This is a genomic window from Ruegeria sp. AB5 (assembly GCF_056542645.1).
This window is the reverse complement of record NZ_JBQGAE010000001.1, coordinates 791,123-811,486: the sequence shown is the minus strand read 5'-3', so window position 1 is coordinate 811,486 and position 20,364 is coordinate 791,123. Positions and strand designations below refer to the sequence as shown.

The following is a 20,364-nucleotide window of genomic DNA, read 5'->3' as shown; positions in this document are numbered from 1 at the left end:
GGTCGATTACTTTTGCTGGTCTTGCTGCTGAGCCTGCTGCGCAACTGCACCTGCTGCCGCACCGACAGCTGCCTTCTGTTCTTCGTTAAGGTGCTCGGTATCGTCCAGTCCCGGAATGGCAACGCGGACTTCACGGCGGGCAAAGTCAATGCCGTTTTCCTTGAAGCTGGCCTTGACCCGGTTGAAGATTTCCTTGCGCAGCGTGAACTGTTTACCCGGCTTGGCCATGAACTTGCCGCGGATGATCATACCGACATCGTCAAAGTCGAACACACCCTGAGACTTGAAGGGCTGCAGGAAGCCATCCTTGTGGGTCTCGTCTTCCATCATCTCGGCGCCGATCTTCTTGAAGATCTTCTTGACCTTGTTGGGATCGGTGTCGAAGGGCACGGTGAATTTCAGCTTCATGATGACCCAGTCGCGGCTGTAATTCGTCAGCTTTTGAATCTCGCCATACGGAATGGTGTGGACCGGGCCACGGTGGTGGCGCAGTTGCATGGAGCGGATCGAGATCTTCTCGACCGTGCCGGTGGTGCCGCCGACATCGACATATTCACCGACACGGAATGCATCGTCGATCAGGAAGAAGATCCCGCCCACAATGTCCGAGACCAGCTTCTGTGCGCCAAAACCGATGGCCAGACCCAGGATACCGGCACCGGCCAGCAGCGGCGTGATGTCCAGTCCCAAGGCCCCCAAGGCCAGCAGGATGAAAATGACGGCAATCGCCACCTGTGCGGTCACACGCAGCAAGGGCAGAACCGTGGCCAGACGCGAGCCGCCTGCGCCACCGCCTTCGCCGGCTTCTTCATCAGGGCTTTGCGCCGCCGTCATTTCCTTTGCCAGACGACGGTTGATCCAGAGCGAGACAACCTCGTTCAGGATGTAGCCAACGGCGATAATGATGAAGAACTGGATCAACTGGCTGCCCGAATCCGCATCGCCACCGGCAATTTCCTGCAGATCAAGGTCCCAGGCATTGGCGATCATCAGGATCACCAGAATACCGGCCAGAACCCGACCGATACGAATGTAACTGCGTTTGGTGGATTTATAGGCGCGTTCAGCCACAGCACCTTCGCCCTGCATGGGTGGTTGCAGATGGCGCACAAGTCCCCGGATCAGCGTGTCCAGCGCCGGCGCGATCAACAGCCAGAACATGGTCGTGAAATGCGCGCCCTGAACCAGCAACGCAATCGACGACGGATTGCGCTGCGCCACCAGAAACTCGACCAGCAGCCAGATTGATGCCGATACGCCAATGGCGAAGTAGGGATAGTAATGCGCAACTTCTTCGTCGAATTTCGTGTGGTCGGGATCGGTGCCCAACATCATTTGCGACAGACCGTCGCGCGCTTTCCAGGCGATGACGCCGATATAAATGTGGATACCCGCATTCAGCCAGAAGCCGATGCGCGTGTCCTCACTGGTTATGCCGTTCAGCCTGTTGAAGTGCAGCAGGAACAAAGTGAACCCGATCAGGGTCAGCAGACCGATCAGGTTGCGGTGCAGGTATTTGGCCCAATGATCGTCGATATTGACCAATCGATAGTGGGGTTTTTTCGGCGCCAACACAAAGCGCGACGCAGCTGCCCCCAGACGCGGAACCCAGATCAGGTAAAACACGAATGGCGCGGCATAGGTGATTTGCTCGGGTGTCAGCAGGCCACGCCCGACAGCGCGGATGACCACGTAGAAGACCACCAATCCTGCGATTTCGTGACAGAAGCGGATGAACAGATATCTGACCGCGCCCCAAAGGTCGTTTTCGTCCCCGTGATCCGCCCGGCTGTGCCATTTGCGGGTCAGGAAGCCGAACAGCTTTTCGGCCACGAAACCAACAACCAGTACGCTTGCGACCAACCCCATCAAAAGAAGCGCCCCGTTCGAGGTAAAGGTTTCCACAAAGTTGACGGTCGCCTTGATTTGCGCGCTGAAAATATTCGGCAATGTGGTTATGACTTGGGTCCAGGATGCGACCATTTCGGCCCAGACCTCATTGATCTCGGTGATCGGGTCTTCGCGGTCCTCTGCTTCGGCGGCGTTTTTTTCCGCAACAGCATCGAGGCGTTCCAGTAGGATCGAGCGAACTTGATCGTCGGACATGCGTGCGACCAAGTCATCAACCTGCTCGGGGGTCAGGTCCTCGGGAATGGATATGGCAGCAGACGTGTCCGACGTTGAAGTTGCAGCGATCTGGGCGTGCAGCGGCACAACCCAAAGCAACAATGAAAAAAACGCCGCCAGCAGGCGGATGGGGTACAACATGGATCTGTCCTCGATCACAAATTATTGACTGTTTTTTTCGGATCATAGGCTTGTGCTCGGGAATTTCCCAGCAGTTTCATTGCTCTGGCCGCTGGTGTTGGAAAATTACCAAAAAAAAGGCCGAGCACTAAGCTCGGCCGTAGTCCAACAGGGAGGTACGAAGATGATGAGCGTTTCAGCATCACCGCCTTCGAGAGGTCATTTAGGGGGCAGTTTGTGAACCTTCAAGGAATTTAGCGCTGTAGAATTGGTATGTCCGATATGCTGTGCATGCATACCTAGAGTTTACCCATGAGTTTCAATTGCTTGCGCTGCGCGATGATTTCATCCTGAACGAAATCCCGGAAGGCCGCGACTCGCTTGGAATGGCGCAACTCCTCGGGGTAGGCGAGATAGACGGGTACATCTGCGCTTTCTATATCGGACAGGATCGGAACCACATTGGGAATATCCTGCGTGACATAATCGGGCAGGACGCCAATCCCGAGGTTATGCAAGACGCCCTGCAACACGCCAAAGTAGTTGTTCACCGTCAGCAGCGAGCTGGGATTGTAGGTCATCAGATGGCGCACCATTGACGCACTTGCGCCCACTTGCGGCGCAGCAGGGGTCTGGCAGATCAGGCGATGGTTCTTGATGTCGTCTAGGGACGTCAACATTCCGCCATGCGTATCAAGATAGTCTTGCGTTGCATAAAGCTGCATTTGTACGGTCATCAGGCGCTTGCGCACCAGATCGGCCTGGCTGGGTTCTTTCATGCGAATGGCCACATCAGCTTCGCGCATGGGCAGGTCCAGAACCCGTTCTTCCAGCATCAGGTCGATATTCAGGTCGGGGTATTGTTCGTATAGCTTGGGCAAACGCGGGGCCAGCCAGAGGGTTCCGAAACCGAAGGTCGTGGTCACGCGAAGAACGCCGAACACCTCTTCTTCGCTGTCGCGGATACGGGCTGCGGCGGCGTCCAGTCGTTTGGACATGGCCGACGTCGCATCGAACAGCAATTCGCCCTGTTCGGTCAGAATCAGGCCACGGGCATGGCGGTGAAACAAAGTCGCATCGAGTGATTCTTCCAGTGCGCGGATCTGGCGGCTCACGGCGGATTGAGACAAATTGAGCCTGTCACCCGCATGTGTCAGGCTGCCTGCATCAGCCACTGCGTGAAATATTCTAAGCTTGTCCCAATCCATTGCCGCAACTTTCGTTATCCTCGTGAAGCCCTATATGAAATAGGTAACAAGTTCCACAATCAAACCGCAAAATCGTTGGGATTCAGGGGATAAACTCTATACAGGTCAGTAATTGTGACCTAAAATGCGTGAATATCAAGCACACTGATCTGACGAGGGGAGACGTCTGATGAGCCAGCCAAAAATTACGCTGAATGACCGGTTCGATCTTGAGAAATCGCCTGTTCTTTTGAACGGAACACAGGCGTTGGTGCGGTTATTGCTGATGCAGAAGGCGCGCGACCAGAAGGCCGGGTTGAATACAGCGGGTCTGGTGACAGGCTATCGCGGCTCACCCCTGGGCGCAGTCGACCAGCAGATGATGCGGGCGCAGCGCTATCTGTCTGAAAGTGATGTGACCTTTCAATTCGGGTTGAACGAGGATCTGGCTGCAACCGCTCTGTGGGGCAGCCAGCAGGCAGGGCTGCGTGGTGACGGCAGATATGATGGCGTTTTCGGCCTCTGGTATGGCAAGGGGCCTGGGGTTGACCGCTCGGGCGACGTGATGCGCCACGCCAATATGGCGGGCACGGCACAGCATGGCGGCGTGCTGATGGCAATGGGAGATGACCACACGGGCGAAAGCTCGACAGTGTTGCATCAGTCCGAATGGTCTTTGGTCGATATGTATATGCCGGTGGTCAGCCCGGCAGGTGTGCAGGAAATTCTGGATTATGGCATCTATGGTTTCGCCCTCAGCCGCTTTGCTGGCGTTTGGGTCGGGCTGAAGACGATGAAGGACACGATCGAGGTGACTTCGGTCGTGAATGGAATGCCGGATCGGATGAGTTTGGTCAGGCCGGAATTCGATATGCCCGAAGGGGGATTGAACATTCGTTTGGGCGACACGCCGCATCTGCAAGAGACGCGGATCATCGACCATAAACGCTTCGCCGCCGAGACATTCTCTCATGTGAACAAGTTGGACAAACGGGTTTGGGGTAAACCGGGCGCGAAAATCGGGTTTGTTGCAGCAGGTAAAAATTGGCTGGATCTGACCCACGCGCTGTCTTTGTTGAACATAGATGAAACCGAAGCCGAACGGCTGGGGCTCACCACATACAAGATCGGGCAGACCTTCCCGTTGGATATGGCGGGGTTTCATGACTGGGCCGAAGGACTGGACCTGATTGTTATCGTTGAAGAAAAGCGCAAGCTAATCGAGGTTCAGGTCAAGGAGGCCATTTTCGATGACCGTCGGGGTCGACGCGTCTATGGCTGGTACAAGGGCGGGGCCGGGACCCTTCATCGCGAGGAATTGTTCCCGACACGCGGCGCATTGGACCCGATCATGATCGCCGAAAAGCTAGGCGAAATCCTGATAGAAGAAGGGCGGGAAACGGACGGTGTTCGGGCTGGTTTGGCCAAACTGACCGAGGCGCGCCGGGCTGACAACGCGCAGGAAATCGCAACGCGACTGCCGTATTTCTGTTCGGGCTGTCCGCATAACAGTTCGACCAAAGTGCCCGAGGGCAGTCGTGCCTATGCCGGGATCGGATGCCACTACATGGTGCAGTGGATGGATCGCGAGACTACCGGCTTCACCCAGATGGGCGGTGAAGGCGCCAACTGGATTGGCGAAGCGCCGTTTTCGACCACCAAGCATGTGTTCCAGAACCTTGGGGATGGGACCTATAATCACTCGGGCGTGCAGGCAATCCGTGCGGCCTTGTCAGCAGGGACGAACATCACCTTCAAGATCCTGTTCAACGATGCGGTTGCTATGACGGGCGGGCAGGAGAACGAAGGCGACCTGACCGCTGAACGGATCGTAGCCGAGGTCAAGGCCATGGGCGTAGAACATGTGGCGCTGGTCTATGATGAAAAAGAAGATGTAAACCTGAAGGGTCTGCCTTCAGGCGTAGAAACATTTGAGCGCACAGACCTGATGAAAGTGCAGGATCGGTACCGTGAGATCGAGGGTGTTTCGGTCATCGTCTATGTCCAGACGTGTGCTGCGGAAAAACGCCGCCGCCGTAAGCGCGGCGAGTTCCCGGATCCGGACAAGCGCGTGTTCATCAACACGGATATCTGCGAGGGCTGCGGCGATTGCGGCGTGCAGTCGAACTGCGTTTCCATCGTGCCCAAGGAAACCGAATTGGGCCGCAAACGCGCGATTGATCAGTCGAGTTGCAACAAGGACTTCTCGTGCCTGAACGGGTTCTGCCCGTCTTTTGTCACGCTGGAAGGCGCGAAGATCCGGAAAGAAGCGACGAAAGAGCTTGATCTGCCAGACCTGCCGATGCCGGACCTGCCCAAGATCAACGGGACCCACAATGTGGTCATCACCGGTGTCGGGGGCACTGGCGTTGTGACCCTGGGGGCAATCTTGGCGCAGGCCGCGCAGATCGACGGCAAGGGCGCAGGAATGATGGAGATGGCGGGTCTGGCCCAAAAGGGCGGGGCGGTTCATATCCACTGCCGTCTGGCCAACGCGCCGGAGGACATCAGTGCCATTCGCGTCGCGACGGGTGAGGCACATGCGTTGATTGGCGGGGATCTGGTGGTGTCGGCGGGGGCCAAGACCTTGGGCCTGACACGGGCCGGGCAAACAGGTGCGGTGGTGAACAATCACGAAACCGTGACCGGAGATTTCACCCGCGATACCGAATTCCGCATTCCCAGCGATCAGTTGCAACTGGCGTTGCAAGCCCGGTTGAAAGACGCGGTCACGCTGTTTGATGCCACCGATCTGGCGAAAGCGGTGATGGGGGATTCGATCTATTCCAACATGATGGTCTTTGGGGCTGCCTGGCAGCGCGGTGTTCTGCCGGTCAGTCATGCGGCCATCATGGGCGCGATTGAACTCAACGGCACGGCGGTCGAGCGCAATAAGCGCGCCTTTGACGTCGGACGATGGGCCGTTCTGCATCCTGACGAGGCGCAGTCTATGCTGGCCCCTTCGGCTGCCGAGTTGCCAAAGACTCTGGACCAGATGATCGACTTTCGGGCGAAACACCTGACCGAGTATCAATCGGCGCGTTTGGCCAAACGGTATCGTAAACTGGTGGACGCGATCGAGGATGAAATGGTGCGCCAGGCCGTGGCAACAGGCTACCATAAGCTCTTGTCCTACAAGGATGAATATGAAGTTGCGCGGTTGTTGTCGAGCAGCCGTGAAAAAGCGGCGGCAGAGTTCGATGGCGACTTTAAGATGACCTTCCATCTGGCCCCGCCGATCTTTGGTGGCGCAACCAGCAATGGCCGACCGGGCAAACGCGCATTTGGCGAATGGATGTTGCGACCGCTCAGGCTGCTGGCCAGGATGAAGGCGCTGAGGGGTACACCTTTTGATGTCTTTGGCTACTCGACCGAACGGCGCATGGAGCGCGCGTTGATCAAGCAGTATGAAAAAGACATGAAAGCGGTGTTGCCGAAGACCTCGCAGGACACGCGGGACGCGATTGCCGCATTGGCTCGGTTGCCGCTGGATATCCGTGGCTTTGGTCCTGTTTTGCTGGCAAATGAGGAAAAAGCCGCCAAACGCCGTGAGGAATTGCTGGCCAGCATACACAGCGGAGGACCCGAATTGCGCGCTGCGGCAGAGTGAGGCGTCACAAACCTGTCACCTTCGCTAGGCAAAATCTCGCCTTAACGTATAATACAGGCGAACTATCGGAGTCCTTACATGCCCTCGCGCCGTCATGCCGTTCGTGACATTTCCTATGCCCATTCCGCCGAAACCAAAGGCGGGCAGATGGTTATCAAGTTAATGGAGAACACCACCGGCCGCATGCGACTGATCAAGCGTGCGAATGGCTATGAGAAAGACGTCGCGAATGGACGAGACTTCTGGTCCGTTATGGTCGAGCGCTACGGCCTGACACTGAATGTTGTTGGGGGATCATTGTCCAGCATTCCCGGGGACGGGCCTCTGATCCTGATTGCCAACCATCCCTATGGTATTCTGGATGGGCTGATGATGGGCCACATTCTGTCCGAAACGCGTGGCGATTTTCGTATTCTGGCCCATCGGGTGTTTCGTAAAGCCGAAGAATTGAACCGCATTGTCTTGCCGATCTCGTTTGATGAGACGAAAGAGGCGATGAAACTGAACCTTGAAACCCGCAAAACCGCGTTAAGCTATCTGGGCAATGGCGGGGCGATCGGCATTTTCCCGGGTGGTACGGTCAGTACAGCGGTCAGCCCGTTTGCGCATCCAATGGACCCCGGCTGGCGCGGATTCACAGCGCGGATGGTGGCCAAGTCAAACGCCACGGTGGTGCCGGTGTTCTTTGAAGGCCATACCTCTCGCCTGTTCCAGATCGCCAGTCATTTGCACAACACGCTGCGTATGGGCCTGTTGATCAAAGAGTTCAAAAAGCGCGTTGATACCCCGGTCGAAGTGGTTATCGGTGAGCCGATTGGCCGCGATGTTCTGGACCCGTTGGGAAAAGATACGCGCAAGATGATGGATTTCCTGCGCAAAGCCACGTATGAGCTGTCTCCGAAGCCGCTGAAGTCCTATGACTACGGCTATGAATTTGAGGAACGGCATCGCGCCTGAAGGGGCAAATGGCAGTAGGTATCTTTGACTCCGGTTTGGGCGGTCTGACCGTCCTGAACGCCGCGCAGCATCGGCTGCCCGACGTGGATTTCCTGTATTTTGCGGACAGTTTGCACGCACCTTACGGTGTGCGTGACGCCGAGGATATCTATCAGCTGACCCGCAAGGCCGTACATGACCTGTGGAATCGCGGCTGCAATCTGGTGATTCTGGCGTGCAATACCGCCAGCGCCGCCGCGCTGCGCCGGATGCAGGAAGAGGGCGTGCCCGCGGGCAAGCGGGTTTTGGGCGTCTTTGTCCCTTTGATCGAAGCCCTGACCGAGCGGCAATGGGGTGATAACTCGCCACCGCGCGAAGTTGCGGTCAAGCATGTGGCTTTGTTCGCGACACCTGCCACCGTGTCCAGTCGGGCGTTCCAGCGTGAACTGGCGTTCCGTGCAATTGGCGTGGATGTCGAGGCACAGGCGTGCGGCGGTGTAGTCGACGCGATTGAAGATGGCGATATGATTCTGGCGGAAGCACTGGTGCGCAGCCATGTGGATGCTTTGAAGCGCAAGATGCCCGAGCCTCAGGCGGCGATTCTGGGCTGCACGCATTACCCGCTGATGGCCGAGACCTTTCAGGCTGCCCTGGGCTCGGATGTTCAGGTGTTCAGCCAGGGCGATCTGGTCGCTGAAAGCCTGGCCGACTACCTGCACCGCCACGCCAACATGATCGGTGATGGATCAGGCGGGTTTCTGACCACTGGCAGGCCGGGCTTTGTCAGCGACCGGGCTACTCAATTCCTCCGACGACGGATCTCGTTCGAGGCGGCCTGATTTTGGTCAAGGACGCATCGCTTCTGATCTTCTAGTTCAAAGACCGTCACATCGGCGGTCATGATATGTGACACATACAAAAGACGAGGTCTGACATGACCCATAAAATCGCTATTCTGGGCGCTTCCGGCTATACTGGCGCTGAACTGGTGCGGCTGATCGCCGAACACCCGAACATGGACATCGTGGCCTTGGCCGCCGAGCGCAAGGCGGGCCTGTCGATGGCGCAGGTCTTTCCGCATCTGCGCCATATGGACCTGCCGAACCTGTGCAAGATTTCCGAAATCGACTTTTCCCAAGTTGACCTGTGCTTTTGCGCTTTGCCGCACAAAACCAGTCAGGATGTGATCCGGGAGCTGCCGAAAGACCTGAAAATCATCGACCTGTCGGCAGATTTCCGGCTGCAAGACCCCGAGGCGTATGAAAAATGGTACGGCAATCCGCACAGCGCATTGGAACAACAGGACGAGGCCGTCTATGGCTTGACCGAGTTCTATCGGGAGGACATCCGCTCGGCGCGGCTGGTGGCCGGCACCGGGTGCAATGCTGCAACGGGGCAATACGTGCTGCGGCCCTTGATCACAGCGGGTGTCATTGATCTGGACGATATCGTTCTGGACCTGAAATGCGCAGTGTCCGGGGCCGGGCGGTCGCTCAAGGAAAACCTGCTGCATGCCGAGCTGAGCGAAGGGGCCAATGCCTACGCGATCGGCGGCACGCACCGGCATCTGGGCGAGTTCGATCAGGAGTTCTCGAAATTGGCCGGTCGGACAGTGCATGTTCAGTTTACGCCGCATCTGATCCCGGCGAACAGGGGCATTCTGGCGACCACATATGTAAAGGGCGACCCGCAAAGCATCTATGAGACGCTCGTCAAAGCTTATGCAGATGAGCCGTTTATTCAGATGCTGCCAATGGGTGAGGCACCGTCAACCCACCATGTGCGGGGCTCGAATTTCTGTCATATTGGGGTTGTTGCGGATCGGATCGAACGGCGCGCGATTGTGGTCGCAGCGCTGGATAACCTGACAAAAGGTAGCAGTGGCCAAGCCTTGCAGAACGCGAACCTGATGTTAGGTGAGGATGAAACCCTGGGCCTGATGATGGCCCCACTATTCCCGTGAGGACGGTATGAAAACGCTCAAGAAACGTCGTCGAGTTCAGGTCATTCTGGTAGCGGTCGTTGCCTTGGTGGCATCGACGGCCTTGATTGGCTACGCAATGCGGGATGGCATCAACTTTTTCCGCTCGCCCAGTCAGGTGATCGCCGAGCCGCCTGCACCGTCCGAGGTGTTTCGGATTGGCGGGCTGGTCGAAGAGGGATCGATCATACGCGGTCAGGGTGAGACGGTACGCTTTGTCGTGACCGATGGGGGCGAAAGCGTGCAGGTCGCGTTTACGGGTGTTCTTCCGGATCTGTTTTCTGAAAATGAGGGTATGGTTGGCACTGGCAGCTACGTGAATGGTGTTTTCGAAGCGACTGAAATTCTTGCAAAGCATGATGAAACCTACATGCCGAAAGAGGTCATGGACGCGTTGAAAGAACAAGGCGTCTACAAAGATCCCAACGAAAGTTAGACCCAGCCAGGCCGCCGGCCTTTGGCGGAAGGGACTGTTGAACAGAATGAATTCGGGTGTTGCGCGCGCATGGCGGGCAGCGCCCTTTTTGCTGCGTCTATGTTAACCAGTTTGGACGACCGTTCCCCGGAATTAATGGTTTTTGGGGGCAATCTTGCAAACGGTTCAACAGATCGCAGAAGAAATCGTGGTACGGGAGGGCGGATATGTGGATGATCCTGACGATCCGGGCGGGGCGACGAAATATGGCGTGACCATCCACACGATGCGGCGGCTGGGTTTGGATTTGACCGGCGATGGGATTGTGAACGCTGAAGATGTAAAGGTTCTGAGCCATCGGCAGGCCGTTGACATCTTTGTGCGCCACTACTTCGAAAAGCCAGGGATCGCGCGCTTGCCCGAGGTGCTGCAGTCCAGCGTCTTTGACATGTATGTCAATGCCGGGGCTCAGGCGGTGCGTATTCTGCAAACCCTTCTGGGGGAGATGAAATTTGAGGTGGTGGTAGACGGGGTCATTGGCCCCCAGACTGCTCGGGCCAGTCACGCAGCGGCACCGCCGGATCCGATGCAATTGCGCGATGCCTACGGGGTTGCGCGTCGGAACTATTACTTTCGGCTGGCCGACCGGCGGCCTGCCTCTCGAAAATACGCGCGGAACCGGTCCGGAGGCAAAGGCGGATGGATCAGTCGCGCCGAGACATTCCTGTCTCCCCGCTATCACCTGAGCGACGAAGCGTTTCAACAGAGGGTTGCAGCATGGGATTGATCTCGGGACTATTGGCATTGTTGTTCGGAAGCGGTCGGAACGTTGTGCGCGAAACGGCTGAAATCTTTCGAGAAAATGCGGAAGCGGGTGCAGAACGTGGTCTTGCGATCCAAACGCAGGCCATGACTCAATACGGGGCCGAATTTGAGGCTCCGCGCAAGGGTGGGTTCGACCGCGTCATGGACGGGTTGAATCGTCTGCCGCGCCCGGCGATGGCTTTGGGAACGCTGGGATTATTCGCCGCCGCCATGATCGATCCAATATGGTTTTCTGCCCGGATGCAGGGGATTGCACTGGTGCCTGAACCCTTGTGGTGGTTGTTGGGCGTCATCGTTTCGTTCTATTTCGGTGCGCGACATCAGGCCAAGGCGCAGGATTTGCAGCGAGAGATTTCAGCGGTCATGGCGCGGACCCCTTCGGTTGTGGCCAATCTTGACACGCTGCGCCGACTGCGTAGTGATGCCCCTGGCCTTGCAGACCCCGAAACGGACGCAGAACTTGCTCGGGATGCAATTGGCCCGGACGCCAATCCGGCGCTTGAAGACTGGCGGCAGGCGCGGCGCTGAGGCGCGACACTATGTGCCCATTATTAGGGCGAAAGTTATTGGCGCTGGCTTGCCCCGAGGCTTATATACTTGGGCATGATTACAGAGCTTGGTCACTTCGCCCTCATCCTCGCCTTTTTCGTCGCCATCGTCCAAAGCGTGGTGCCCCTGATCGGGGCATCCAAACGCTGGGTCGGATGGATGGCCTTTGCGGAACCGGCAGCAATCTCACAGTTCCTGTTGACCGCATTTTCCTTCGGAGCGCTGGTCTGGGCATTTACCACCTCGGACTTCTCGTTGAGAATTGTGGTTGAGAACAGCCATTCCGCCAAACCGATGATCTACAAGATCAGCGGAACATGGGGGAATCACGAAGGTTCGATGCTGCTTTGGGTGCTGATCGTGACCTTGTTCGGGGCCATGGCAGCCTTCTTTGGCGCCGGACTTCCACCGACGCTGAAGGCACGTGTTTTGGCCGTGCAATCCGCAGTGGCGGTGGCGTTTTTCGCGTTTATCCTGTTTACGTCCAACCCGTTTGACCGCCTGGCAATTGCACCCTTTGACGGACGTGACCTGAACCCGCTGCTACAGGATCCGGGTTTGGCCTTTCACCCGCCATTTCTGTACTTGGGGTATGTGGGCCTCAGCATGGCGTTCAGCTTTGCCGTCGCCGCGCTGATCGAGGGCCGGGTGGATGCAGCCTGGGGCCGCTGGGTTCGGCCTTGGACCCTGGCAGCCTGGGTCTTCCTGACCATCGGCATCGCACTGGGGTCCTGGTGGGCCTACTACGAACTTGGCTGGGGTGGGTTCTGGTTCTGGGATCCGGTCGAGAACGCCTCGTTCATGCCGTGGCTCTTGGCGGCAGCGCTGCTGCATTCGGCCATTGTGGTCGAAAAGCGGGAAGCGCTGAAAAGCTGGACCATCCTTTTGGCCATCATTGCCTTCGGCTTTTCGCTGATCGGGACATTCATCGTGCGGTCCGGTCTGCTGACCTCGGTTCATGCCTTTGCCACCGATCCCGAACGGGGTGTGTTCATCCTGTTGATCCTTGTGGTGTTCATTGGCGGCGCGTTGACGCTGTTTGCCGCACGGGCACAGACGATGGAGGCCAAGGGCGTGTTCGGCATGGTCAGCCGCGAAAGCGCTCTGGTCGTGAACAATGTATTGCTTGCGGTGAGCTGTTTTGTGGTGTTCGTGGGCACAATGTGGCCGATGGTGGCCGAGATGATGTTCGACCGGAAACTGTCTGTCGGACCGCCGTTCTTCGACGCGGCCTTCACGCCGTTTATGGTTCTGTTGGGGATCGCCTTGCCAGTTGGTGCCATGTTGCCGTGGAAGCGCGGCAAGCTGGGCAAAACGGCATGGTCCTTGCGCTATGCGTTTGTTCTGGCGGTTGCCTTGGGTGTGCTGGTCTGGGTCATGCAAACCGGACGCAGTGCGCTGGGGCCGATTGGTCTGTTTCTGGGGACCTGGATTACCTTTGGAGCAATCATCGATTTGTGGAGTCGCACAGGCCGAAAAGGCAGCTTCAAACGTCTGTTCCGCTTGCCTGGGGCCGACTGGGGCAAGGCCGTGGCCCATACCGGGATGGGTGTGACCATGTTTGCCATCGCAGGCCTGACCGCGTGGGAGGTCGAAGATATCCGCGTGGCACAGCCCGGACAACCTTTTGAAGTTGGTCAGTTCACCCTGACCTTGCAGGACGTGCGGAACGTGCAGGGGCCGAACTATCTGTCGACCACGGCTGATGTACTGGTTCAAAGCAAGGGGCGTGAAATCGGAACACTGCATCCTGAAAAACGGGTTTACCCGGTCGCCCAAATGCCCACCACCGAAGCTGCGATTGACTACCGTTTGCTGCGTGATCTGTACGTGGTGATCGGGGATCAGCAGGCGGATGGAGGCTGGGTCATGCGGACCTATATCAAACCCTTTGCCAACTGGATCTGGGCTGGGTGTATCCTGATGTCGCTGGGTGGTGTGCTGTCCCTGTGTGACCGCAGATTCCGGGTCGCAGCAGGCGCGCGCAAGGCCCCCTCAACCGGAGTGCCTGCGGAATGAAACGCCTGATCCTGATCCTTTTGCTGCTGGCCGCACCCGTCTTTGCCGTGCAACCGGATGAAGTTCTGGACGATCCTGCACTGGAAGAACGTGCTCGGGACCTCAGCACCGGGTTGCGCTGTCTGGTTTGCCGCAATGAAAGCATCGACGAAAGCAACGCCGATCTGGCGCGCGATTTGCGTCTGCTGCTGCGCGAACGGCTGGTTGCGGGCGATACGGATGAAGAAGCCATTTCTTTCATTGTTGACCGCTATGGCGAATATGTCTTGTTGAAGCCTCAGGTCACCGGTTCGAACCTTTTGTTGTGGCTGGCGGGGCCGATCATGCTTTTGATTGCGGCCGGGACGGGATGGAGCTTTTTGCGGAATCGTTCAAAGGCGCATGCGGCTGGGGACAATGATTCCCTGAACGACGCGGAAAAAGAACGCCTGCGCCAAATTCTGGAAGACTGACGCGTGGTTCCGCTTTTCCTTGACCTGTGAATGCGGCAGGGTCCGTTAACGCACGGGCGCGAGGGAGGGCCTTGATGGACTACGAAACGATCCTGCTGGACATCACCGATGGGCTGGCGGTTCTGACGCTGAACCGGCCAGACAAGATGAATGCCCTGACCACGCAGATGCGGGCTGAAATCACCTACGCGATGAAACACGCGGCCCGGCGTGCCCGGTGTATCGTGCTGACCGGAGCAGGTCCGGCATTTTGTTCGGGTCAGGATCTGGGCGATGCCTCCTCGACTGGCAAGATCGATCTCGAGCGCGCGCTGCGCGACGAATACGAGCCAATGCTTGAGACGATCCATGACAGCCCGGTCCCCACCATAGCCGCGGTCAACGGCCCGGCGGCAGGGGCAGGGGCCAATCTTGCACTATGCGCAGATGTGGTGATCGCGACCGAGAGCGCCTATTTCCTGCAGGCATTCTCGCGCATTGGTCTGGTGCCGGATGCGGGCGGAACATGGTTCATGCCGCGTCAGATGGGGCTGGCCAAAACGATGGGTGCCGCCCTGTTTGCCGACAAGATCAGTGCCCGGCAAGCAGACGCATGGGGGTTGATCTGGGAAGCCGTGGCCGACGAAGATTTTGCCGCCCACTGGCGCAACCGCGCCGAGTATCTGGCAAATGGTCCGACCGCTGCCTATGGCGCCATCAAGCAAGCCCTGCGCGAAACCTATCACAAGACTTTGTCGCAGCAATTGGCTGTCGAAGCGCATTTGCAGGGTGAATGCGGACGATCCCGCGATTTTGCCGAAGGTGTCGTGGCCTTCATGGAAAAACGCCCCCCGAAATTCGAGGGGCGCTGATCGAAGGTCAGGCGCGGCGGCGGCGACGGGTGCGCCGCTCGGGTGCGGCGTCATCGCCAGTGCCGTCAGACGCCGAAGAGAATGGACCCAGCGCATCCGTGATCTGCTCCAGCGTCGGACGCGCGCCCCGAGGCGTGCTGTCGAGCGCTTCGCGCATCTTCGCTACATGCACGGGCATGGTGCCGCAGCAGCCACCGATGATGGTGGCTCCGGCATCCCGCGCCATGACCGCGTATTGCGCCATCAACTCGGGCGTGCCGTCATAGTGTATGCTGCCATCCACGTATTTTGGAATGCCCGCATTCCCCTTGGAAATCAGGTGCCTTTCGGTACCTTGCGCCACAAATCCCAGAACGGTGCGCATGATGTCCGATGAGCCGGTGCCACAGTTTGCACCAAATGCAATGGGCGGGTTGGCGAGTGTTTCGACCAGCAAGGCCAGATCAGCCGAAGTCACGCCCATCATGGTGCGACCGGCAGTATCGAAACTCATGGTTCCGCACCACGGCATGTCCGCCATCGCAAAGGCTTCGGTTGCGGCGCGGAATTCTTCAGGTGCGCTGATGGTTTCAACCCAAAGCACGTCGGCGCCGCCTTCCTTCAATGCCTCTGCCTGCTCATGAAACATCTCAACGGCGTCTGCATGTGAAAGGCTGCCGACAGGCTCCATGATTTCTCCTGTCGGTCCAACCGAACCTGCAACGACAACAGTGCGCCCGGCTTTGTCAGCGACTTCACGGCCAAGCTCTGCCCCGATGCGGTTCAGTTCACCGACGCGGGTATGCGCATCGTGAAGTTTCAGACGCGCCGCGGTTCCGCCGAAGGTGTTGGTCAAGAACAGGTCACTGCCCGCATCGACCCAGCCCTGATACAGAGCCCGGATTTTATCGGGTGCGTCCACGTTCCACAACTCGGGCGCATCGCCCGATTGAAGACCCATGTTAAACAGATTGGTGCCCGTCGCCCCATCTGCGACAATGACGTCATTGGTTTCGAGAAGCTGGGTCAGCGCGTTTGTCATAAGCGTCGTCCGAAAAAGTGGCGCAAAGCGCCAGTAAATATAACAGACGCCCCGTGTCTCATGACCGGGGCGTCAAATCAAATTCATAATTCTCATGAAGATCATGAGACAATCTGGGCTGTCTAGCCAGCCTCGCTCATCACCTGTGCTTTGGCTTCAGGCAGAAGCTCGGCCATTTTGGCGCGGATTTCGTCGGCCGAGGAAAGGTGGCCCAGATCACCCGAGACCTTGCGCACCACATCCTCGTGGCCGGCTTCTTCAAAATCGGCGATCACGACGGACTTTGCATACTCATCGGCGTCAGCACCGGTTTTGCCCAGCTTTTCGGCAGCCCACAGGCCCAGCAGTTTGTTGCGGCGGGCCTGTGCCTTGAACTGCATCTCTTCATCATGGGCAAACTTGGCTTCAAAGGCGTTTTCGCGCTCGTCGAATGTGGTCATAGGGTTGGGACCTCTTGGAATGGGACTGTTGTTAGTGTTGATATGACCATACGAAACGCCCGGCGCAAGGTATTTGCGCTGTGTCAAAGTCTCGCTGGCCAGTAAACTTGCGGCAAAGGGGGGCTTGGACTATGAGAACGCCAACGTAAGGGAACTCATTCCCACGGTTCAGACTGGAAAGGTCGCTTATGGCGCGTCGCAAGAAAATCTACGAAGGCAAGGCCAAGATCCTGTATGAAGGCCCCGAACCGGGCACGATCGTGCAGTATTTCAAGGATGACGCCACCGCGTTCAATGCGGAAAAGAAGGATGTAATTGACGGCAAAGGCGTGTTGAACAACCGCCTGTCCGAGTTCTTCATGACCGGCCTGACCCAGATCGGCATCCCGAACCACTTTATCCGCCGACTGAACATGCGTGAGCAGCTGGTTCGCAATTGCGAAATCGTGCCGCTGGAAGTGATCGTGCGCAACTATGCCGCGGGCACGATGTCCAAACGCCTTGGCATCGCCGAGGGCACCCAGCTGCCGCGTCCGATTGTCGAATATTGCTACAAGGACGACTCCCTGGGGGACCCTCTGGTCACGGAAGAGCATATCGCTGCCTTTGGCTGGGCCAGCCAGCAGGACATGGACGATATTCTAAGCTTGGCCTTGCGCGTGAATGATTTCATGAGCGGCGTCATGCTGGCCGTCGGCATTCGCCTGATCGACTTCAAGATCGAAATCGGGCGCGTCTTCGAGGGCGACTACCAACGTCTGATTGTCGCGGATGAGATCAGCCCCGACAGCTGCCGACTGTGGGACATCGAAACCGGTCAGAAGCTGGACAAGGATGTGTTCCGCCGCGATCTGGGCAGCCTGACCGATGCCTATTCCGAGGTTGCGCGGCGCTTGGGTGTTCTGCCCCAAAGCAACGTGACAAAGCCGACTCTGATCAATTGATCCCGGCATTTGCCTGAAAATACGACAAAGGCGCTGCTTGACCACAGGCGGCGCTTTTTCATTGATATGCACGGTTTGACAGTTTTGGCGCTTGTCCTGCATTGTGACGCCAAAACCCAAGCGAGGGCGCACTCTAATATGGCCGAGTTGTTCGATCAGGCGGTTTTTCTGAAATTCCTTGCCGCGCTGCTGGCGGTTTTCAATCCGCTTTACGGCATTCCGATCTTTCTGAGCATGACCGATGGCTACACGCCGAACGAGCGCAAGCGCGTGGCTTTGGTCGTGACCGGAACGGTTGTGGTTGTTGCCCTGCTGGCGGTTGTCGTTGGGGAAGAAATTCTGGCGGTGTTCGGAATTGACATTCCGTCCTTCCGGATCGCCGGAGGTTTGATCATTCTGGGGGTTGGGATGACGATGCTGAATGCCTCGGACCCGCCGCCGGGCGATCAGTCGGCCGCAGAGCATGGGCACCAGAAGAAATCCAGCATCGCCGTGGTCCCATTGGCCATCCCGCTGACCATCGGCCCGGGGACGATTGCAACCACCATTGTTTTTTCTCACGCGCTGCCTGATGGCACCGAAATCGTGACCTTGGGCTCGGCGGTTCTGATCGCCTGTGCCATCGTCGGGATCGGTCTTTTGTTCGCTGATCCCATATCCCGGTTCTTTGGCCCGACCATGATCAAGGTTATCACCCGGGTGATGGCCATCATTCTGGTGGCAGTCGCGATCGAGATGGTTCTGACCGGATTGTTCAATGCCATTGATGCCCACTATCCGGGCTTGCCGTCAACTTTGGGCGGCGCACCCAAGGGGTAGGGCAAACTTCGCCGCAAACAGGGTTGTCCAAGACCCACAACCGCGCTATCCCCCGCGCAACGTAATGGGCCTTGGTTCGGGGCCCTCAGGTGGAGTTGCAAAGATGAAAGCACGGGTGCATGTGATGCTCAAGAACGGGGTGCTGGACCCTCAGGGTGAGGCGGTCCGCCACGCATTGGGCGCCATGGGCTTCGATCAGGTCGAGGGCGTGCGTCAGGGTAAGGTCATCGACCTTGAACTCGCCGAAGGCGCGACCGAGGCAGATGTCACCGAAATGTGCGAAAAGCTGTTGGCCAACACCGTCATCGAACGCTACGAGATCGAACTGGTCTGAACGGATGCGGGCAGCGCGTCTGATCACCTACCGTCAGCCGCTGGAGCTGATGTCCGTTCCCGATCCTGAACCGGCCATGGACGGCGTAGTTGTCCGGGTGCTGGCCTGCGGCGTGTGCCGATCAGATTGGCATGCGTGGTCGGGTTCGGACCCGGATGTGATCCTGCCGATGACCCCCGGCCACGAGTATTGCGGCGAGGTGGTGGCCGTTGGCAGCCGCGTCCGCCGCTGGAAGGTGGGCGACCGAGTGATTGCGCCCTTCATTCTGGCCTGCGGTCACTGCTCCGACTGTGCGCAAGGCAACCAGACCACCTGCGCCGATCAGGAGGTGCCGGGCTTTACCTGCGACGGCGCATTCGCTGAATACATCGCGGTCGCGCATGCGGATGCCAACCTGACGGAACTGCCTGAGACACTCGCGCCCGAGACCGCCGCAGCACTGGGGTGTCGCGTCACAACGGCGTGGCAGGCTCTGGTCGGGCGCGCGCAGTTGCAAGGTGGGGAATGGCTGGCCGTGTTTGGCGGTGGCGGGGTAGGGGTTTCGACCCTGTTGCTGGGCAAAGCGCTTGGCGCGCGGGTCGTTGTCGTCGATATCTCGGATGACAAGCTGAGCTATGCCAAATCTCTCGGTGCGGATGCGGTTGTGAATGCGGCGACCTGTGATGCGTCTGAAGCCGTAAAAGACATGACCAAAGGTGGAGCCCATGTGGCGATCGAGGCACTGGGGATCGAGGCGACGACCGTGGCTGCGATGCGGTCCCTGCGCAAGCTGGGCCGGATGGTGCAGATCGGCATGCCTGCAGGGGATCATGCAGCCATGACGCTGCCGATGGATGTGCTGTATTCTGGTCAATTGGCTGTCTACGGAACGCGCGGTATGCCCAGTTGGCGCTATCCGTCACTTTTGTCTCTGATCGCCGGGGGGAACGTTGATCTCAGCCCGCTGGTGACACGAACGATATCTCTGAACCTGGTGAGCGAAGAACTCGCCGCCTTTGACGCTCCTGCGCCTCCGGGTGTGGCGGTTGTCACCGATTTTGTCTGTTAGGAGGGTCCGCTATGCGCGCAGCCGTCATCGTATTCCCCGGGTCGAACTGTGACCGGGACCTCGCCGTCGCCTTTGAGCAGGCCGGATTTACCGTCGACATGGTCTGGCACAAGGATGCCGCACTGCCAGATGGGATCGATATTGTGGGTGTTCCAGGTGGGTTTTCCTATGGCGACTACCTGCGGTGTGGCGCCATCGCGGCGCAATCGCCAATCTGCCAAGCGGTGGTCGACCATACCAGGCGTGGCGGCTATGCCGTTGGTATCTGCAACGGCTTCCAGATTCTGACCGAGACCGGCATCTTGCCCGGTGCGCTGCTGCGCAATGCCGGTCTGAAATATATTTGCAAGACCGTCGGACTGAAGGTCGAAACCAGCGACAGCGCGTTCACGCAAGGCTACAACGCAGGCGACGTGATCGGTATCCCGATTGCCCACCATGACGGAAACTATTTCGCCGATGACGCCACATTGTCCACATTGAAGGATCAAGACCGCATCGCGTTCACCTATGCCGAGAATCCCAATGGCTCGGTTGGGGATATTGCGGGGATCCTGTCCGAGAACCGGCGCGTTCTTGGAATGATGCCGCACCCAGAGCGGGCCGCGGATGAAGGCCACGGTGGCACGGATGGGGCGGCATTGTTCCGCGCATTGTCCGGTGTGCTGGCGCCAGCGTGACTTGAG

The 20,364-nt window shown here is 58.1% G+C and carries 19 protein-coding genes; 15 read left to right on the top strand and 4 right to left on the bottom strand.

Annotation, left to right across the window (positions count from 1 at the left end):
* Window positions 1–6 precede the first annotated feature (6 nt).
* Window positions 7–2,268 carry a mechanosensitive ion channel family protein gene (locus ACR0L4_RS04090; RefSeq protein ID WP_480510765.1) on the bottom strand — a complete coding sequence of 754 codons (2,262 nt, stop codon included), beginning with the start codon at window positions 2,266–2,268 and terminating at the stop codon, window positions 7–9.
* Window positions 2,269–2,546: 278 nt separating this feature from the next.
* Complete coding sequence (locus tag ACR0L4_RS04085; protein WP_480510763.1) at window positions 2,547–3,455, bottom strand: LysR family transcriptional regulator; 909 nt, start codon at window positions 3,453–3,455, stop codon at window positions 2,547–2,549.
* Between the two features lie 169 nt (window positions 3,456–3,624).
* Here ACR0L4_RS04085 and ACR0L4_RS04080 point away from each other — a divergent pair, with 169 nt between their 5' ends.
* From ACR0L4_RS04080 to ACR0L4_RS04035, 10 genes are all read left to right on the top strand, one after another.
* Window positions 3,625–7,044, top strand: a complete 3,420-nt coding sequence (locus ACR0L4_RS04080) for an indolepyruvate ferredoxin oxidoreductase family protein (protein ID WP_480510761.1) — start codon at window positions 3,625–3,627, stop codon at window positions 7,042–7,044.
* A 78-nt stretch (window positions 7,045–7,122) separates the two neighbouring features.
* Entirely contained in the window at window positions 7,123–8,001 is an 879-nt protein-coding gene (locus ACR0L4_RS04075) for a lysophospholipid acyltransferase family protein (protein WP_170749004.1), read from the top strand.
* Window positions 8,002–8,009: 8 nt separating this feature from the next.
* A complete protein-coding gene (locus tag ACR0L4_RS04070) occupies window positions 8,010–8,819 on the top strand; it encodes a glutamate racemase (RefSeq protein WP_480510759.1) in 810 nt (269 codons plus the stop codon).
* A gap of 95 nt (window positions 8,820–8,914) precedes the next feature.
* Window positions 8,915–9,943 (top strand): N-acetyl-gamma-glutamyl-phosphate reductase, encoded by a 1,029-nt coding sequence (gene argC / locus ACR0L4_RS04065; protein ID WP_480510757.1) that lies wholly within the window; start codon window positions 8,915–8,917, stop codon window positions 9,941–9,943.
* Between the two features lie 7 nt (window positions 9,944–9,950).
* Complete coding sequence (gene ccmE, locus ACR0L4_RS04060) at window positions 9,951–10,397, top strand: cytochrome c maturation protein CcmE (protein WP_170749001.1); 447 nt, start codon at window positions 9,951–9,953, stop codon at window positions 10,395–10,397.
* Window positions 10,398–10,551: 154 nt separating this feature from the next.
* Window positions 10,552–11,163: a holin-associated N-acetylmuramidase gene (locus tag ACR0L4_RS04055; protein ID WP_480510755.1), complete on the top strand. Its 612-nt coding sequence runs from the start codon at window positions 10,552–10,554 to the stop codon at window positions 11,161–11,163.
* Window positions 11,154–11,729: a holin family protein gene (locus ACR0L4_RS04050; protein WP_480510753.1), complete on the top strand. Its 576-nt coding sequence runs from the start codon at window positions 11,154–11,156 to the stop codon at window positions 11,727–11,729. The genes ACR0L4_RS04055 and ACR0L4_RS04050 overlap by 10 nt, the downstream gene beginning before the upstream one ends.
* 75 nt (window positions 11,730–11,804) lie before the next feature.
* Window positions 11,805–13,769, top strand: coding sequence for a heme lyase CcmF/NrfE family subunit (locus ACR0L4_RS04045; RefSeq protein WP_480511144.1), 1,965 nt, complete (start codon window positions 11,805–11,807; stop codon window positions 13,767–13,769).
* Window positions 13,766–14,221 carry a cytochrome c-type biogenesis protein gene (locus ACR0L4_RS04040; protein WP_480510751.1) on the top strand — a complete coding sequence of 152 codons (456 nt, stop codon included), beginning with the start codon at window positions 13,766–13,768 and terminating at the stop codon, window positions 14,219–14,221. The genes ACR0L4_RS04045 and ACR0L4_RS04040 overlap by 4 nt, the downstream gene beginning before the upstream one ends.
* 74 nt (window positions 14,222–14,295) lie before the next feature.
* Window positions 14,296–15,072 (top strand): enoyl-CoA hydratase-related protein, encoded by a 777-nt coding sequence (locus ACR0L4_RS04035; protein WP_170748996.1) that lies wholly within the window; start codon window positions 14,296–14,298, stop codon window positions 15,070–15,072.
* A 7-nt stretch (window positions 15,073–15,079) separates the two neighbouring features.
* Here the strand turns inward: ACR0L4_RS04035 and bmt are convergent, their stop codons facing one another.
* Together bmt and ACR0L4_RS04025 are read right to left on the bottom strand one after the other, a co-directional pair.
* On the bottom strand, window positions 15,080–16,093 hold the full coding sequence (gene bmt, locus ACR0L4_RS04030) for a betaine--homocysteine S-methyltransferase (protein ID WP_480510749.1): 1,014 nt from the start codon (window positions 16,091–16,093) through the stop codon (window positions 15,080–15,082).
* 122 nt (window positions 16,094–16,215) lie between these two features.
* Window positions 16,216–16,533 (bottom strand): DUF1476 domain-containing protein, encoded by a 318-nt coding sequence (locus ACR0L4_RS04025; RefSeq protein WP_170748994.1) that lies wholly within the window; start codon window positions 16,531–16,533, stop codon window positions 16,216–16,218.
* Between the two features lie 188 nt (window positions 16,534–16,721).
* Between ACR0L4_RS04025 and purC the strand changes: the two genes are divergently transcribed.
* From purC to purQ, 5 genes are all read left to right on the top strand, one after another.
* On the top strand, window positions 16,722–17,477 hold the full coding sequence (gene purC, locus ACR0L4_RS04020) for a phosphoribosylaminoimidazolesuccinocarboxamide synthase (protein WP_480510747.1): 756 nt from the start codon (window positions 16,722–16,724) through the stop codon (window positions 17,475–17,477).
* 138 nt (window positions 17,478–17,615) lie between these two features.
* A complete protein-coding gene (locus ACR0L4_RS04015) occupies window positions 17,616–18,296 on the top strand; it encodes a MarC family protein (RefSeq protein ID WP_480510745.1) in 681 nt (226 codons plus the stop codon).
* Between the two features lie 103 nt (window positions 18,297–18,399).
* Complete coding sequence (gene purS / locus ACR0L4_RS04010) at window positions 18,400–18,630, top strand: phosphoribosylformylglycinamidine synthase subunit PurS (RefSeq protein WP_170374301.1); 231 nt, start codon at window positions 18,400–18,402, stop codon at window positions 18,628–18,630.
* Window positions 18,631–18,634: 4 nt separating this feature from the next.
* Entirely contained in the window at window positions 18,635–19,678 is a 1,044-nt protein-coding gene (locus ACR0L4_RS04005; RefSeq protein WP_480510743.1) for a zinc-dependent alcohol dehydrogenase family protein, read from the top strand.
* A gap of 11 nt (window positions 19,679–19,689) precedes the next feature.
* Window positions 19,690–20,358 (top strand): phosphoribosylformylglycinamidine synthase subunit PurQ, encoded by a 669-nt coding sequence (gene purQ / locus ACR0L4_RS04000; protein WP_170748990.1) that lies wholly within the window; start codon window positions 19,690–19,692, stop codon window positions 20,356–20,358.
* Window positions 20,359–20,364 lie beyond the last annotated feature (6 nt).